13 protein-coding genes are annotated in these 16,378 nt (G+C 55.6%); 6 read left to right on the forward strand and 7 right to left on the reverse strand.

Translation table 11 applies throughout. The features are described 5' to 3' along the window. Window positions 1-2: 2 nt before the first annotated feature. Window positions 3-935, forward strand: coding sequence for an aldose 1-epimerase (locus EDB95_RS05010; RefSeq protein ID WP_133991187.1), 933 nt, complete (start codon window positions 3-5; stop codon window positions 933-935). On the opposite strand, the gene EDB95_RS05015 is transcribed toward EDB95_RS05010, so the two are convergent. Both EDB95_RS05015 and EDB95_RS05020 read right to left on the reverse strand, forming a co-directional pair. Continuing rightward, complete coding sequence (locus tag EDB95_RS05015) at window positions 932-2,080, reverse strand: acyltransferase family protein (protein ID WP_133991189.1); 1,149 nt, start codon at window positions 2,078-2,080, stop codon at window positions 932-934. The two genes, EDB95_RS05010 and EDB95_RS05015, sit on opposite strands and share 4 nt — an antisense overlap. A gap of 64 nt (window positions 2,081-2,144) precedes the next feature. Next, window positions 2,145-4,598, reverse strand: a complete 2,454-nt coding sequence (locus tag EDB95_RS05020) for a bifunctional YncE family protein/alkaline phosphatase family protein (protein WP_246073521.1) — start codon at window positions 4,596-4,598, stop codon at window positions 2,145-2,147. 374 nt (window positions 4,599-4,972) lie between these two features. Between EDB95_RS05020 and EDB95_RS05025 the strand changes: the two genes are divergently transcribed. Together EDB95_RS05025 and EDB95_RS05030 are read left to right on the forward strand one after the other, a co-directional pair. After that, the gene (locus tag EDB95_RS05025) at window positions 4,973-5,530 is read left to right on the forward strand and encodes a DUF6934 family protein (RefSeq protein ID WP_394346384.1); all 558 of its coding nucleotides are present in this window, start codon (window positions 4,973-4,975) and stop codon (window positions 5,528-5,530) included. Between the two features lie 37 nt (window positions 5,531-5,567). Continuing rightward, window positions 5,568-5,747: a hypothetical protein gene (locus EDB95_RS05030; protein WP_133991193.1), complete on the forward strand. Its 180-nt coding sequence runs from the start codon at window positions 5,568-5,570 to the stop codon at window positions 5,745-5,747. Window positions 5,748-5,752: 5 nt separating this feature from the next. On the opposite strand, the gene EDB95_RS05035 is transcribed toward EDB95_RS05030, so the two are convergent. The 3 genes from EDB95_RS05035 to radA form a co-directional block, all read right to left on the reverse strand. After that, complete coding sequence (locus tag EDB95_RS05035) at window positions 5,753-6,562, reverse strand: N-acetylmuramoyl-L-alanine amidase (protein ID WP_133991195.1); 810 nt, start codon at window positions 6,560-6,562, stop codon at window positions 5,753-5,755. Window positions 6,563-6,623: 61 nt separating this feature from the next. Next, window positions 6,624-7,148, reverse strand: a complete 525-nt coding sequence (locus tag EDB95_RS05040) for a glutathione peroxidase (protein ID WP_133991197.1) — start codon at window positions 7,146-7,148, stop codon at window positions 6,624-6,626. 64 nt (window positions 7,149-7,212) lie between these two features. Continuing rightward, window positions 7,213-8,580 carry a DNA repair protein RadA gene (gene radA, locus EDB95_RS05045; RefSeq protein WP_133991199.1) on the reverse strand — a complete coding sequence of 456 codons (1,368 nt, stop codon included), beginning with the start codon at window positions 8,578-8,580 and terminating at the stop codon, window positions 7,213-7,215. A gap of 415 nt (window positions 8,581-8,995) precedes the next feature. On the opposite strand from radA, the gene EDB95_RS05050 reads away from it, so the two are divergent. The 3 genes from EDB95_RS05050 to EDB95_RS05060 are packed head-to-tail and all read left to right on the forward strand — an operon-like array spanning window position 8,996 to window position 14,257. After that, window positions 8,996-9,838, forward strand: coding sequence for a hypothetical protein (locus EDB95_RS05050; protein ID WP_133991201.1), 843 nt, complete (start codon window positions 8,996-8,998; stop codon window positions 9,836-9,838). 43 nt (window positions 9,839-9,881) lie between these two features. Beyond that, window positions 9,882-13,226, forward strand: a complete 3,345-nt coding sequence (locus tag EDB95_RS05055; protein ID WP_133991203.1) for a methylmalonyl-CoA mutase family protein — start codon at window positions 9,882-9,884, stop codon at window positions 13,224-13,226. A 14-nt stretch (window positions 13,227-13,240) separates the two neighbouring features. Continuing rightward, entirely contained in the window at window positions 13,241-14,257 is a 1,017-nt protein-coding gene (locus tag EDB95_RS05060) for a glucokinase (RefSeq protein WP_133991205.1), read from the forward strand. A 1-nt stretch (window position 14,258) separates the two neighbouring features. Here EDB95_RS05060 and EDB95_RS05065 read toward each other — a convergent pair whose 3' ends face one another. After that, window positions 14,259-15,125 (reverse strand): aldose 1-epimerase family protein, encoded by an 867-nt coding sequence (locus tag EDB95_RS05065; RefSeq protein WP_133991207.1) that lies wholly within the window; start codon window positions 15,123-15,125, stop codon window positions 14,259-14,261. A gap of 36 nt (window positions 15,126-15,161) precedes the next feature. Further along, window positions 15,162-16,325, reverse strand: coding sequence for an RNA-guided endonuclease TnpB family protein (locus tag EDB95_RS05070; protein WP_211352048.1), 1,164 nt, complete (start codon window positions 16,323-16,325; stop codon window positions 15,162-15,164). Between the last annotated feature and the right edge of the window lie 53 nt (window positions 16,326-16,378).

Consider the following 16,378-nt stretch of genomic DNA (forward strand, 5'->3'; position numbering starts at 1 on the left):
CTATGTACCGTATAACCGAACAGCCCGATTCCATCCTCCTGAGCGGACCCGACGGCACCCAGGCCGAAATCATCCCTTCCTGCGGCGCGTTGCTCAACTATTTTGCCATACAAATCGGGGGAAAACCCTTTAACGTCATCGACGCTTTTCCGGACCCTGCGTCCGCAAAGGGCGCCATCAAGCCCGCGTTTCAAAGCGCCAAGCTGTCTCCCTTCGTCTGCCGCATACGGGACGCACGCTATAGTTACCAGGGGAGCCTGTATGCCCTGGAGAAGTTCACCCTCAACGGGGCGGCCATCCACGGGTTGTTGTTTGACGAAGACTTTGTCCCGGTGGAATCCCTCGAAGGCCCCGATGAAGCCTCGGTGGCCCTGCGTTTTGTCTACAAAGGCACCGATCCCGGTTATCCCTTCACGTTTGACTGCCTGGTACGGTACACGCTCAAAGGCGCCTCCATCCGGTTGGATACCGAGGTCCTCAATACCAGCCACCGCAGCATCCCCCTGGCCGACGGCTGGCACCCTTATTTCACCCTGGGCAAACCCATCGACGAACTGGAGTTCCAGTTCCACGCCCACGAAATGCTCGAATTCGAAAACCTCCTGCCCACCGGCCGCCGGCTTAGCAACACCCATTTCAACCGTTTGGAAAAGATCGGCAAGACCGAACTCGACAATGCTTTTGTTTTGGATAAAGGATACACCGGAGCTGCTTGCATCCTTCGGGACCCTTTGACCGGGATTAGTGTCGAGATCGCCCCCGACGCCAGCTACCCCATTCTCCAGATCTACACGCCTCCCCACCGTCGCAGCATCGCCATCGAAAACCTAAGCGGCGCGCCCGATAATTTCAACAACGGGATCGGGTTGATCGAGGTGCAACCCGGGGAGGTGAAGGTGTTTTCGACGACGTATACGATACACGCGGGGCGTTAGACCCGGATGTATTTCTTCTTTTTGTCCAGGTAATAAGCGACGACCCAATAAAGCGCGATCAGCGTCACCGCGTACATGACGGCCGCGGCCCTTTTGTCGATCGCCAGCGGATAACAGACGTGGTTATAAAACCAGCCCAGCGGGGCCGTATGGATGGGCTTTCCGTCTACCGGGTCAATATCGTCCCACCGGATCAGTCGCTGGAGTTTGGGGAAAAAAGAACTGAGGATATATAGGAAAAGGGGATTCTTGCCAAAGACGTCAAAAAACTTTGTCCACCCTCCTTTCCACCCGCGGAACTCGATCACGAAGACGAGGACCGACAGGGAAAGGATCGCCAGCCCCACGGTATAAAGAACATAGGAGCTCGTCCAGATCTTTTTATTGATCGGGAAAACCAGGTCCCAGCACAAGCCCAGCACGGCAAACACACAACCCGCGACAAAAAGGTTGCTCAGCATCTCATAGGTCTTGCCTTTGGTCAGGATATAATTCCCCACGAAATAGCCAAATACCATATTCCCCACCGCAGGAAGCGTGCTCATCAGGCCTTCCGGATCGAAGGGTACGCCCTCGCCATGGTACAGCAGCGCTTCTCCAAACACCGCCTTATCGACCTTTAGCCCAAAGTAACCCTGAAGGCTGTAAGGATCGCCCGGCGTACCAAATGCATAACACGCCCACCAATACAGCAACAAGATCGCCACGACGGCCACAAATGCCCCTTTCGGCTTTAGATAGTACAGCAGGAAAGCGCCTATAAGGTAACAAAGCGCCAGCCGCTGTAAGACCCCCATGACACGGATCTGGCCGATCGCCCGGAACACCAGGTGGTCATCCTTCCACTCGAAAAAAGGCGCCCAGTTCAGGAGGTAACCGATGAGGAAAATCAGAAAGCTCCGCCAGACGACTTTTTTCAAAAAGGCCCCCGGCCCCGCCTGCTCCAAACGCGGCAACACAAAGGCAAAGGCGTTCCCCATCGCAAAAAGGAAAAAGGGGAAGACCAGGTCCGTGGGTGTACACCCGTTCCAGGGCGCATGGTCCAACGGTGTGTATACAAACTTTCCCGCCTGGTTATTGACCAGGATCATCAGGACCAGCGTGGCTCCCCTGAAGACGTCTAAAGAGTAATAGCGCTCGCGCATTAGCGGAAGATACGCAAATAATTGTTGCGTGGTCGCCTTCGCCCGGGCGCGGCCCGGTGCCGCGTTAGTCGTTATCCCCCTGCGCCGCCGGGCGCACGAACGCGCTGCGGTGCGGCGCCGGCAGCGGCGCCTGGTCACCCTTGAGGCCCTTCCAGAGGATCTCGTTGAATTCCCGGTCGGGGACGCGGTCTTCCCGGGTGAAGTCCATTTGCCCGGAGCGCTTCGACCAGATGCTGGCCACGGTGTTTTTGTCGTTCAGGTCCACCTGTGCGGGCAGGGCCATATAACCAGTCGTATCCGGCGTGTCGGCAAAACAGCGCCACATCGGCGTGGCCGCCGCGTCGTACTGGCTCATCGGAGACATGCCCAGGATCAGTTCAATGGTGCGGAGCATGGACGACGTAGAATACGCCGTGTGGTCGACAAAGTGCCGCTTGACGTATCCGCCGGCGATATACGCCGTGCTCCGGTGCGCATCCACGTGGTCGGGTCCGTTTTGGGCGTCATCCTCCAGGACGAATACCACGCTTTGGGACCAGATGGGGCTTTGGCTAAGGTGCTCCAGGAACAAGCCAAAGGCCAGGTCGTTGTCCGCCACGAAAGCAAAAGGCGTCGGTTTGCCCATGCTCAACCCCTGTGTATGGTCGTTCCCGAAACGGACGTAGTTGAAATGGGGGACGGCATGGTTAGCCACCAGCGAGTCGAAGTCCCGGACCCATTGCCCGTACCGTACCGTGTCCCTCACCGAAAGGTCAAAACCGGTATAATAGGGGCAAAAGTGACCTTCCACCGCCGGAATGTTCGGTTTCCCATCGTCGGCAAATTCACCGTAGGTCCGGTAGGTCACCCCCGCCGCTTTACAATGATCCCAGATATATCCCCCCTTGGGCCAGCCCGTTTTGCCCTGGCCCTCAAAGTCGTATTTACCGCCCCTTCCGCCATAGCTCGTCGGCCAGGTCTTTTCCACATAGTCCGTCGCATACGCCGCGGAGCTCCAGTTGTGACCGTCCGCACTCACCTCCGCGTCCACGTAGAAATTGTCCAGCAACACAAAATCGCGGCTGATGGCGTGCTCGTTGGGCGTCACCTTTTGCCCGAACAACACAAGGCTCGAATCCCCGTTGCCCTCCGGCATGTCCCCTAAGACCTGGTCATACGTCCGGTTCTCTTTGATAATATAAAACACGTATTGAATCGGTGAAGGCGCCCCCACCGTCCGGGGAACGGGATTCCCTTCTTCGCCCTGCGCCTGCTTTTCCTCCCCTTTGTTGTACGGCGTATTCGCATACACCGCCTGCTGATCGATGGCCAGCTGGGCGGCGTCCGGTTCCGGGATCATACTCAGGGTCCCCCGAAACAGCGCCCCGATGTATTGCACATCCCTCGGTTTTTGCGCGTCCCCCGCCTGGTAGTTTACGCGTTGCCGCCGCTGGATCGGATTGGGTCCAAACGGGTTGGCCGCAGACGAAAATCCCTTGCCATCGGCCACAAAGATCGTCTTGCCCATGACCCGTACACAGGTAGGGTACCACCCCACCGGGATAAAACCCTTGCTCGTGCTGGAACCCGGATGGCTGACGTCGTACACCGCGAGACAATTGTTATCCGCGTTGGCGATGTACAGCGTCCGCTCGTCCTCGCTCAGGGCCACGCTGTTGGTCGTCGACCCGTCCGGCGCGTCCGGGTAAAGGGCCGCGTTCAGCGTCTCCAGCACTTTCCGGTGTTTTACATCGATCACCGACACCGAATTGTCGTTGCTGTTCGCCACAAAAAGATATTTCCCCGAGCGGGACAAACACGCGTCGTTGGGATTGTCCCCCACGGGGATGCTTGCGAGCTGCTGCCAGCTTTGCGTGTCGTATATCAACACCGCGTCTCCACCCCAGCAGGTCACGTACAACTCCTTTTTGTCCGGGGACAACAAGCAGGCATATCCCTCTCCCGGCAACGCGATCTTTTGCATGATGGCGTGACTCGCCAGGTCCAGGACATACAGCGACTTGTCGTCCTTGGTCACCACGTATAGCTGACCCTTATTCACCGCGATCCCCGCCGGCCAGATCGCATTCGGCCAGCGCGGCCCCAGCGGAATCGAGTCCGACTGCGTGAGCTTCCCGTCCGCTACGGTGTATCTTAAGATGCAATTGTTTGTCCCTCCTGCCGCATATAAGTAATGCCCGTCCTCCGAAAACGTCAGCCCCAGCCACGACCGGCGGATGGGCATGCTGTCGGAGACGACCCCTTTCGCCAGGTCCACCAGTTCGATGCTTTGATCGCTTTGGCCGTTGTTCGTTACGGCCATGTACTTCCGTCCTGGTGCTACGACCATGTTCAGCGGCAGGTCGCCGAGGCCGATGCTGGTACCCACTGGCGTTAGTGCCCAGCCGTTGGGGAGGTGGATGCGTTCGCTATTGAGTTGATCGAGGGTTTGCGCCGTTGCGGCTGTCCCCGCGAGGAGCACCGACATCAAAAGCGCCACCGCAGACACGCGGCCGGAAGTCATACGAAGGATATTCATGCGATCAGGTCGTTAGGTTTGAAGCGCCAAAGGTACCGTCGCCGTTTTTTCGGCCGTGGCCGGTTGTGAAAATTAACGTAAGCGTAATCGTTTGCAAAGGGTAAATTGAGCCCCTGCGGTTAGATTTCCTGCTCCACAAGCTTCCCATCCTGACAATACTTCTACTGTTCGAAACAATGGCAATCGTCTTTCACAATGCCTACTTCCCAGCACTCTTGCAATGGCTAAAGAGCCTTTTATCCCTGCTATAACATAGGTAGAAAATGGGAGTTTTTCTTCTATTTTTTCCTATTTGATACTTTATTGAAACCATTGCCAGTATTGTTTTTGGGCCGATCAGATATTCTGTAACTTGGTACTTTAAATTGCTTGTTGTGACTGTTGCAATCGCTATCGATTTTGAGAATGTCTACAAGTTCGACTCGGTTTCCGAGGACTGGAAAAAAAGCACCTTTCGACCGGAGGTGATGAAGGGGGAAAAAGTACCACTAATTGTAGAGATCGGCAGTGAGGCCCATGAACTGCTGCCAAACGTGTATAACCTGGCCTTTGGCCCCCGGGGCCCGAAAGGCCGCATCGATGACAAAGCCCTGCTAACCTATAAAGACTATTCTAAAGTATTTTCAACGATTCTCTTCACCGGTCTTACGTATTTGAACATCAACAATGGACACTTCATCGGCATTGACGGTTCCAACAATGCAAGGGCATTCCTATACTATAGGATTATACAAAAGAACTTCGATTACCTTGACCACTATTTCAATATATATGGTTTGAAATATTATGTGAGGATCACCCGGTTTGGAAAACGCCAATATGATAACCCCTTTGATTTTGAAGATGTTTTGCCCTCTCCCGCCAGGATACAAAAAGGGGGGAGAACAAGTGTGGACTTGATGTACAACTATTTTATTTTCAATAGAAAATGAGTTACTTGATTGATCTCGGAATAAATTGTAGTTTTATATGATGGACGAAGAAAAAGAAAGAGTAGAAAAAATGATCCAGGCTTTAATCGAAAAAGCCAAAAAGGACGGCCTCAAATATAAGCCTTCGAGAGGGGTCCATAATAGGTCTTCATTGCACCAAATCATCAAGACCAAGGAGCAAGCGGACAGGTTTATGCACCTGCTAAAAAACGCATAGCGTCTTTACTGATAAGCCCGGTAAAGCATATACAGAATCTTGCTTTCCTGATCCCCCCAAGACTTAACAGTATCCGACATAAAATGCCGCTTGAACGCGAGTGCCGCCGCGCTGCTATCGGTAATGTCATACCCGATCAGCCGTAGTCCCAACAGCGGACTGAACCCGGAGGGAACAATCACCCCGGTCGTATCCCCATACCACAACCCAAACCCATGATCATACAGCGTCTTCCAGGGGAAGTACGCACTGGGATCATCTTTGCGCGTGGGCGCTATGTCCCCGTGACCGATGAAGTTGGCGGCGGGGATATGATACGTTGTCTTTAGCGTTGCGAGCAGCCGCAGGAGGCTCCCGACCTGCGCGTCGGGGAAAGGCTCGAACCCGTTGTTGTCGAGTTCTATCCCAATGGATATTGAATTGACGTCGGTGATATTCCCCCACTTGCTGACACCGGCCTGCCAGGCGCGGAGATAGTCGTTGAGCATGTGGTAGATGGTACCGTCCCGGCAAATAACGTAGTGGGCGCTGACTTGTGTGCGGGTAACCGTAAAAGTATGTAGCGTCTCCGGGCAGCCGTTTTGGGCAGTATGGTGGATGATGACCATATTGGGTTTCCGGAGGTTGAAGTTGACGGTGCCGGCCCAGTAGGGGGGCGCGGGAACGGAATCGGTACCGGGGGTGAGCGGTGTCTGACGGAGGGAACGGGCGTAGGCCTTCACCTGCTGTCTGTAAGAGCGGTTGGTCGCCTTGTAGGGGTTGGTGGCGCAGGCGGCCAGGAGGAAGGCGAGAAGAAGGAGCTTAACCTTTGGCATAAAAAAAGGGCCGTCGGTGGCGACGACCCTTGAAGGTACAATATTTTAGGAAGGCGATGGTTTAGTTCAAATACGCCGTAATCTTCGGATCCATCGGCGTCACCGGGCTATCGAACTTGGTGATGAGCGTGCCGTCCTTATCCAGGAGGAACTTGGTGAAGTTCCATTTGATCTCGGCGTCCATCACACCGTTCTTTTGCTTGTGGGTGAGCCAGTCGAAGAGGGGGGCGATGTCGTCGCCTTTGACGGACACCTTGGCGGCCATGGGGAAAGTAACGTTGTATTTGCCGGTGCAGAAGGTTTTGATCTCTGCGTTGGAACCGGGTTCCTGGCCGCCGAAGTTGTTGGCGGGGAAGCCGACCACGACGAGCTTATCTTTGTAGGTTTCGTAGAGCTTTTCCAGGTCGGCGTATTGCTTGGTGTAGCCGCACTGGGAGGCGGTGTTGACAACGAGGATGTACTTGCCTTTGAATTTGGCGAAATTGATGGTGCCTCCGTCGATGTCGGTCACCTTGAATTTATGAATGGTTTGGGGTGTAACGTTGGTGACGAGCAACAGGCTCATCAGCAGTACGGCTTTTAACATAGTTCTTGCATTTTGTAGATACAAGGTACGCCCTTAAAACCGTTTTGTCAAACCGCATACCCACTCACTTAAAAAATAGCTCGTAGACTTCTTCGACCCTTGCAACAGATACTATATCAATGGGATACATTGAAGGATCGAGGCCTTTCAGGTTGTACCGGCTGATCACCATTTTTTCGAAACCGAGCTTCGCGGCTTCGGCAATACGCTGTTCGATCCGGCCGACGGCGCGGATCTCCCCGCTGAGGCCGACCTCTCCGGTAAAACAGGTATGGGGGGGCAGCGGCAGGTCTTCGTATGAAGACAGGAGGGCGCACAGCACGGCGAGGTCGATGGAGGGATCTTCGATCTTTAGTCCGCCGGCAATGTTTAGGAATACGTCCTTTAGGCCGAAGTGGAAACCGCCCCGTTTCTCCAGCACAGCCAGGAGCAGTTGGAGCCTGCGGGTATCGAAGCCGGTGGCGGTACGTTGGGGGGTGCCGTATACGGAAGGGGTCACGAGCGCTTGTACTTCGACGAGGAGGGGGCGCAGTCCTTCGAGGGTAGCGGCGATGGCGGTCCCGCTGAGGATTTCTTCGCGTTGGGCGATGAGGAGCTGGGAGGGGTTGGCGACCATCCGCAAACCGGCGCCGGTCATTTCGTAGATGCCGAGCTCCGAGGTGGATCCAAAACGGTTCTTGGTGGTGCGCAGGATGCGAAAGGTGTAGTGTTGATCTCCTTCGAATTGAAGAACGGTGTCGACCATGTGTTCCAGGATCTTGGGACCTGCAATGTTGCCGTCCTTGGTGATGTGCCCGATGAGGAATACGGGGATCCCGGTTTCCTTTGCAAAACGTTGAAATTCAGCAGCGCATTCCCGGATCTGTGAGACGCTGCCGGGGGACGATTCGATGTAAGGGGTATGCAGGGTTTGAATGGAATCGACGATGACAAGCCCGGGTTGCATTTTCCTGATCTCTTCAAAAATGACCTGCGTGTTGGTTTCGGTCAGCAGGTAAAATTGTTCGTGAGGGCTCGCGATGCGATCGGCCCGCATGCGGATCTGCTGCTCGCTTTCTTCTCCACTGACATAGAGGGTCGCTAAACCCGTCATGTGCAGACCTGTTTGCAGGAAAAGTGTGCTCTTTCCAATCCCCGGCTCTCCCGCGACAAGGACAAGGCTTCCCGCCACGATACCCCCGCCCAGCACGCGATTCAGCTCCTGGTCCGGGGTGATGATGCGGAGGTCTTCCCCTCCTTTCACTTCGTGGAGCGGAACGGTTTTGGAAACAGCGGCGCCGGATGTTCTGGCGGAGAGGGAGGGGCCCGGGCCCTTTATGATGACTTCTTCGACGAACGTATTCCACTCCTGGCAACTGGGACATTTACCCAACCACTTGGCGCTTTCATACCCACAATTCTGACAGAAGAAGACCGTTTTACTTTTTGCCATGGATGTGCCCTTATACAAAAAAGAAAGGATCGGCAAGACTACCGACCCTTTGTACTTACTAACCCATTAAATTCTTGCACTAAATTACAAATTGACGCCACATAAAAAAATTAATTTTTCCCTTTGTGAATAACTTTCAAGGCCCTTTCAGGCCTCCTGACAGGAGCCAAAAAAGCCCCTTAATTGATTGATAAACAAAGAAATACAAATTAACTTATCGTCCGTCGGCCGGCGGACATTTTGTCGGTTGGGCACTTCATAAGGAGAAAGCGTCACTGTCGTTTTGGCATGTGCAATGACCCGATTTCTGCCATTTTGTACGTCTTGTTAAAGGTGTTTTAAAGGCATTATAATGATTCCCTAAATGCAAAAAAGGGCGCATCAGAAACCGGGGCCGGGTGGTCCTGCAAACAATATGACACCCAAACCATACCTGCTTATTTTCACCATCGGCTTTACCTCCTGTATCACCCAAGGCCGCTATGTATTCAGAGACAACACCGCCACCATGCCGGGGCTGACCCACAAAGGGGAAGCGGTGGTGTCCGGGACGATCGCCAGCAATGGACAATCGAACGGAGATGGTATTCAGCCCTACGCACTCCATGGGTACGACCTGGAAGGGGCCTACGCGTTGTCCGATCATTGGACGGTACAAGGGGCTTTTGACCGGCGGTCGGCAGCCTATGCGGGGTCTACAAACATGATCCCCGGGTACGACAGTTGCCGCCTGTTTTACCGCAACACCACTTGGGAGGTAGGCGCCTCCTATATGTGGTTATTGAGAAAACACGTCTATTTCGCACCGTCGTTTGGTGGTGGCGGAGGTGTGTTTCATATCGGGGACCGGGAATTCGACACCAGCGCCCATACGCGCGACGACTACACACACGACAGCCGTCTTTTGCAGGCTTATGTCCAACCCGCCTTTCTGTTTACCTGGCGCTGGATGGACCTCGGCCTGGGCATGCGGGTGTCGCTCAATCATTTTGCCCGTGTGTCGACCAACTATACGGCAGACCAGCAGGCGCAACTCTCGCTGGACAACCTGGGCGGGTCGACCTTACCCATGAGCCAGTGTTTCATGATGCTCCGGGTCTACCCGGGGACCCAGGCCCTCCGGCTGGAGCTGCGGCTGGGCGAGGATGCGTACCTGTCCAGCGGCACCCTGAACCGGTATGTCTATTTTGCCAATGCAGCGCTGACCGTGGGGGTGGACCCCTATTTCCTGTTCCGGCGACGGCATAATAAAAACTAACAGTTGTTAACCTCTGCGGGGAAGTTCGTACCTTCGGCAGGTCATGAGTTATATCCCCCAACATAAAGTCCGGCTTGTCACCGCGGCCTCCCTTTTTGACGGTCACGACGCCGCTATAAACATCATGCGGCGCATCCTCCAAAGCAAAGGAGCGGAGATCATTCACCTGGGGCACAACCGCAGCGTCCGGGAAATCGTGGAGGCGGCGATAGAGGAAGACGTCCAAGGAATTGCCTTGACCAGCTACCAGGGCGGACACCTGGAATTCTTCAAATACATGTACGACCTCCTGCAGGAGAACGGGTGCGGCCACATCCGGATCTTCGGGGGCGGGGGTGGGACCATCCTGCCCGCCGAGATCCGGGACCTTCAACGCTACGGCATTACGCGGATCTATTCCCCGGACGACGGGAGACGGCTGGGGCTGGAGGGGATGATTGAAGAAGTAGTGAAGGCGTGTGATTTCCCGCTTAACGGCAACGCCCGCTGGGATACCCCGCTCACATTGTCGAAAGAACGGGATGTGCGGCGGGTGGCGCGGCTGATCACCAACGCGGAGAATGGGCTGGGTATACCGGGCGAAGCCCCTCAAGGCGCGGTCCCCGTTTTGGGGATCACAGGTACGGGGGGCGCGGGAAAGTCCTCCCTGACCGACGAAATCGTGCGCCGTTATCTGCGGACATACCCCGGCAAGACGCTGGCCATCGTTTCGGTGGACCCTTCGAAGAAAAAAACAGGCGGCGCCCTGCTGGGCGACCGGATCCGGATGAACAGCATCGCCGATCCGCGGATCTATATGCGTTCCCTCGCCACCAGGGACAGCGACCGGGCCCTGAGCCACCACGTTGCCGAGGCGCTGGAGGTGTGCAAACAGGCGGGATATGACTGGATCATCCTCGAAAGCGCCGGGGTTGGCCAGGGTGACGCTTCCATCCTACCCTTCTGCGACGCCAGCCTGTACGTGATGACCCCCGAATACGGCGCGGCTTCCCAACTGGAGAAGATCAACATGCTGGATTACGCCGACGTGATTGCCATCAACAAATTTGACAAGGCCGGCGCCCTGGATGCCCTCCGGGACGTACGCAAACAATACAAACGCAGCCACGGCCTCTGGGAAGCCCGGGACGAGGATCTGCCCGTGGTGGGCACTATTGCCGCCCAGTTTAACGACGCAGGCGTGCAAGAGCTCTTTGACCGGTTGGTGAAGGTGCTGGGTCAAACCCCCAATCGTACTTTTCCTCCCACAGCAAACATCGTGCATCACCGGGACACCGTCAGCAGGACACCGATCATCCCGGGGAGCAGGGTGCGGTACCTTTCGGAAATCTCCGAGGGAAACCGGAAATACGACCGGTGGGTGGAGGAGCAGGCGGCGATCGCCACGAAGTGGTATCAGGCGGAGGGGGTGCTCGCGGCTCTCGGAGGACAAAGCGCTGACGCCGTCGAACACCTGAAGGCCGACTGCCTCGCCCGTCTCCACCCCGACGCCCGCCAGGCCATCGAACGCTGGCCGTCCGTCCTGGAAAAATACAACGCGGACTTCCTTGAATACAAGGTCCGGGACCAGGTCATCCGCCAGCCCCTGACAACGACGAGTCTTTCAGGGACCCGCATCCCCCGCATCGTCCTGCCCAAATACAAGGACTGGGGGGACATCCTCCGCTGGCAATGCCAGGAAAACGTGGCGGGTTCCTTTCCCTATACGGCGGGTGTGTTCGACCTGAAACGGGCCGACGAAGACCCTACCCGCATGTTTGCCGGGGAAGGCGGCCCGGAACGGACCAACAAACGCTTTCACTACGTCTCGCTGGGACAGCCTGCACGCCGGTTGAGCACGGCCTTTGACAGCGTGACCTTGTACGGTGAAGACCCCGGCCGCCGTCCGGATATCTATGGCAAAATAGGGAACTCGGGGGTGAGCATCGCCACCGTCGACGACGCAAAAAAGCTGTACAGCGGTTTTGACCTGTGTGATCCGCGGACGTCGGTGTCCATGACCATCAACGGACCCGCGCCTGTGATCTTAGCCTTTTTTCTGCAAGCAGCTATCGACCAGGCTTGCGAAAAGTGGATCACCGAACAGGGAAGATGGGACGAAGTGGAAAAAATTCTCCAGCAAAAATACGCCCACCACACGCGTCCCGGCTATTACAACCCCGGTGCACCCGAACGCCTGCCCGAGGGGAACGACGGCCTGGGTCTCCGGCTTCTGGGGATCAGCGGGGCGGAAGTGTTGCCGCCAGACGCCTACGAAACGGTCAAGGCAGGCGCCTTGTCGGCCGTACGCGGCACCGTGCAGGCCGATATCCTCAAGGAGGACCAGGCGCAGAACACCTGTATCTTCTCCACGGAGTTTGCGCTAAAGCTGATGGGCGATGTACAAGCCTATTTCATCACCCACAAGGTCCGCAACTTTTATAGTGTATCCATCAGCGGGTACCACATCGCCGAGGCGGGTGCCAACCCGATCACCCAACTGGCCTTTACACTGGCCAACGGGTTTACGTATGTGGAATATTATTTGAGCCGCGGGATGCGCATCGATGACTTCGCACCCTCGCTTAGTTTCTTTTTTTCCAATGGAATGGATCCGGAATACAGTGTTATCGGGCGTGTCGCACGGCGGATCTGGGCGAAGGCCATGCGCTATACCTATGGCGCGGGCGAACGCAGCCAGAAGCTCAAATACCATATCCAGACCAGCGGCCGGAGCCTCCACGCCCAGGAGATCGACTTTAACGACATCCGCACGACGCTGCAGGCCCTGTACGCCATCTACGATAACTGCAATTCCCTTCATACAAACGCCTACGACGAGGCGATTACCACGCCCACGGAAGCCTCGGTGCGCCGCGCCATGGCCATACAGCTGATCATCAACCGGGAGCTGGGGAGCGCCGCCACCGAAAACTTTATCCAGGGGTCGTTTGTCGTGGAAGAGCTCACCGACCTGGTTGAAGAAGCCGTGCTCGCCGAGTTCGACCGGCTCACCGAACGGGGCGGGGTCCTCGGCGCCATGGAACGGATGTACCAGCGCAGCAAAATCCAGGAAGAAAGCCTGCACTACGAGACCCTCAAACATACCGGCGCCTATCCCATCGTTGGGGTCAACACTTTCTTAGGCAAACAGGGGAGTCCTACCGTCGTGCCCACCGAGGTCATCCGCAGTACGACGGAGGAAAAGGAGCAACAGATCCAAAACCTGGAAGCGTTTCACCGCTATCATGCCGAAGCGGGCGCCCTTGCCCTGGAAAGGTTGAAACAGTCGGCCCTGAACGGGGAGAACCTCTTTGGGACATTGATGGACACCGTAAGGGTGTGTTCTCTCGGGCAAATCACCCACGCGTTGTACGAAGTGGGCGGACAGTACAGGAGGAATATGTAGTATCTTTAGCGCCTATGCGCATCCCCATCGCTTTAAAAGATACCGATTCCCCCGGCCGCCCCCTCGTGCTGGCCGCCGACCTCGGGGGCACCAAGTGCAACATGGCGCTTTTCCGCCACCAGGATCAAGGTCCGGTCCTGCTTCGCCAGGATCATTTTCCCTCCGCCCAGTTCTCCTCCATGGCGGACATCGTCCGGAAGTTTATCGGCACAGACCCCATGCCCGATGTTATTTGTATAGGCGTGGCCGGTCCCGTCCTGGAGGGCAAATCCAAACTCACGAACCTGACCTGGGACGTCGACCAGCAACAGTTGGAGCAAGAATTGGGCGTGGGAAAAGTAGCGTTGATCAACGACCTCGAAGCCACCGCCTATGGTCTTGCGGCGCTGGAGGATAAGGATGTCCTGAGTTTCCCCGGCAATGGCGGCACTCCGGGGAACATCGCCCTGATCGCGCCCGGCACGGGTTTGGGCGAAGCCGGTCTCTACTGGGACGGGGCGCACTATCATCCCTTTGCCACCGAAGGCGGACACGCAGGTTTCGGACCACGCGAAGCCATTGACCTGGAATTGTTCAACCACCTGCACACCCAATACGAACACATCAGCTGGGAGCGCGTGGTCTCCGGTCAGGGGATCATGAACATCTTTCACTTCCTGGTGGAGGTGAAGCAAAGACCTTGCTCCGAAGCATTGATGGCCGCCGCCAAAGAAGACGGGGCTGCCGCCGTAAGCCAGGCGGCGCTGACCGCCGGTGATCCCACCGCCAGGGAAGCCCTGGACATGTTCGTGCGCTACCTCGCGATCGAATCAGCCAACCTTGTGCTCAAAATGAAAGGCACGGGCGGGCTGTATATCGGGGGCGGCATACCCGTCGCCGTCCTGCCGCTGTTGCAATCCGGGGAATGGCTCCATGTCTTTCACAAGGGCGGGCGTATGCGGCCGCTGCTGGAAAGCGTCGATGTGCACATCGTTCTCCAGGCAAAGACGGCGCTCTTTGGCGCGGGCTGGTACGGAATGTACAATATGTAGTTTAGTGCAGTTCGACGGTCCACGCGCGGCTCCACGTCGCCCCTGCCGCCAGCGCCACGATCCCCTTTTTATGCGTGAGCTCCTGGTCGGTGTCCACCTCGTCGGCGTGCCCCTGCCAGGGTTCGATACACACAAAAGGGGCATCCGGTGCCGCCCATATCCCGAGGTCTGGCCAGTCGCGGATGCGGAAGGTCAACCCGTGCGGGGTTTTGCTGCTGCCCAGCGTCACGGTGTCGGATACCAGGCCGTTCAGCACGATGGCGTCCTGGGTAAACAGCGCATGACTCAGGTGGACAAGGCGTTCGTCTTGTAAAAAGGGTGTGGCCGTCTTGCTCAAAAGACCGTCCGCAAGCACGCGACGGCTGGCCGTTTCCGGTTGGCTAAACGTCAGGGTATAGTCTTCGTATTCCGTTCCCGCTACCAGCGGCACCGCAAAGGCAGGGTGGCCACCGACGGAGAAAAACAAGGGCCCGTCACCGGGGTTGTGGACCTCGTATCGTAATTCCATCACGGCGCCGTCCAACCGATAATGAAGGCGTAATATGAAAGGAAAAGGAAAGACGCTACGGGTGCTCTCGTCGTCCGAAAGACTGAATTCGGCTTCCGACGGACCGAGGTGGCTTACAACAAAGGTCTTGTCCCTGGCAAACCCGTGCCTGGGGAGGGTGTATGTCTTACCCTGGTAACGGTAATGGTTATCCCTTAGGGTACCGACGATAGGGAAAAGTACGGGGGAGAACTTTCCCCAAAAGGCCGGGTCGCCTTTCCATAAGTAATTCAGCCCGTTATCCTTCCGGCATAGCATTTGCAACTCCGCCCCTTTGGGGTCGATAGCCACCTGTAAAAGGTCGTTGTGCAGTTCGATCATGTTCCAAATTTATCGTATTGGCAATACTATACAAATTCACATTTGTATCCTTTCCTGCTTCATCGTCCGGCGCATCCGCCGTGGCTCCACAGGCTCTTCGGAGCTACCCACCCCTGATTCTATTCCTTTTGACAGGATATTCCTAGCCGCATTCACATCCCTGTCATGGGTTGTCTGGCAGGATGCACAGATCCATTCGCGCAACGACAGGTCCAGCTCTTCAAATATATAGCCACAATGGGAACAGGTCTTAGAGCTGGGATACCACTGGTCTATACGAAAAACCCGCTTACCACACCATCGACCCTTGTATTCCAACATCGTTATGAACATAGACCAACCCACGTCGCTGATTGCTCGGGCAAGCCTATGGTTTTTGACCATATTCTTCACCCGAAGATTCTCCACACAGAACGTATCGATTTGGTTATCAACGATGAGCCGTGTGGAAAGCTTTTGTAAGAAATCATTCCGCTGATTCGCTATTTTCTCATGGAGGACCGCCACCTTTCGGTTGGCTTTCGTTCGGTTTTGGCTCCCCTTTTTCTTTCTGATCGCCCTCCGTTGCATGACCTTTAGACGGGTCAAAGATGTTGCAAGATATTTGGGATTGTCGATCTTTTCTCCATTCGATAGCACTACAAAATGTGCTAACCCCATGTCTATACCTATGGCTCGCTCCGTTTTTGAGGGCTGGATCTTGTCATGGGCCAATTCAGCCAGAATGGACGCAAAATATTTGCCCGTAGCCGTCCTGCTGATCGTCACGGTTTTGATCTTACCCTCGAATTTCCTGGATAGTACAATGGGAATGTCCTTTATTTTGGGGATGGTCAAAGTTCCATTCCCCCAATCTATCTTCCTGGTGTTGTTGGGACATTGAAAACTCCCACCGTTCCGTTTGCTTTTGAACTTGGGAAATCCACTTCCACGGAAGAAATTCTTGAAAGCAACGTCTACCTTTTTGACAGATGCCTGTAACGCCTGGCTATCTACTTCCTTTATCCAATCAAAGGTTTGCCTAAGATCGACCAGTTGATAACAAAGGTCAATGGCTGAAATGTTTGTCCCATTGCGGTAAGCCCAAATTTTTACTTCGAGGGCTAGATTATAAACCAACCGGCAAACGTCAATGGACCTATCGATCCGGCTGGCTTGCTTTTTGGAGGGATAAAGACGATATTTATATACTTTCGGCACAAGTCAAACGCACCCCATGAAAATACTAATTTTCAGCGTGTCTGTGTAAACTT

It is taken from the genome of Dinghuibacter silviterrae (assembly GCF_004366355.1).
Taxonomy (GTDB): domain Bacteria; phylum Bacteroidota; class Bacteroidia; order Chitinophagales; family Chitinophagaceae; genus Dinghuibacter; species Dinghuibacter silviterrae.

Excerpts from the sequence above, each read along its gene's own strand:
- EDB95_RS05030 (WP_133991193.1), top strand. The coding sequence starts at position 5,568 with ATGATGGACGAAGAAAAAGAAAGAGTAGAAAAAATGATCCAGGCTTTA.
- EDB95_RS05050 (WP_133991201.1), top strand. The coding sequence starts at position 8,996 with ATGACACCCAAACCATACCTGCTTATTTTCACCATCGGCTTTACCTCC.
- EDB95_RS05035 (WP_133991195.1), bottom strand. The coding sequence starts at position 6,562 with ATGCCAAAGGTTAAGCTCCTTCTTCTCGCCTTCCTCCTGGCCGCCTGC.
- EDB95_RS05020 (WP_246073521.1), bottom strand. The coding sequence starts at position 4,598 with ATGAATATCCTTCGTATGACTTCCGGCCGCGTGTCTGCGGTGGCGCTT.
- EDB95_RS05060 (WP_133991205.1), top strand. The coding sequence starts at position 13,241 with ATGCGCATCCCCATCGCTTTAAAAGATACCGATTCCCCCGGCCGCCCC.
- EDB95_RS05065 (WP_133991207.1), bottom strand. The coding sequence starts at position 15,125 with ATGATCGAACTGCACAACGACCTTTTACAGGTGGCTATCGACCCCAAA.
- EDB95_RS05015 (WP_133991189.1), bottom strand. The coding sequence starts at position 2,080 with ATGCGCGAGCGCTATTACTCTTTAGACGTCTTCAGGGGAGCCACGCTG.
- radA (WP_133991199.1), bottom strand. The coding sequence starts at position 8,580 with ATGGCAAAAAGTAAAACGGTCTTCTTCTGTCAGAATTGTGGGTATGAA.
- EDB95_RS05055 (WP_133991203.1), top strand. The coding sequence starts at position 9,882 with ATGAGTTATATCCCCCAACATAAAGTCCGGCTTGTCACCGCGGCCTCC.
- EDB95_RS05010 (WP_133991187.1), top strand. The coding sequence starts at position 3 with ATGTACCGTATAACCGAACAGCCCGATTCCATCCTCCTGAGCGGACCC.
- EDB95_RS05040 (WP_133991197.1), bottom strand. The coding sequence starts at position 7,148 with ATGTTAAAAGCCGTACTGCTGATGAGCCTGTTGCTCGTCACCAACGTT.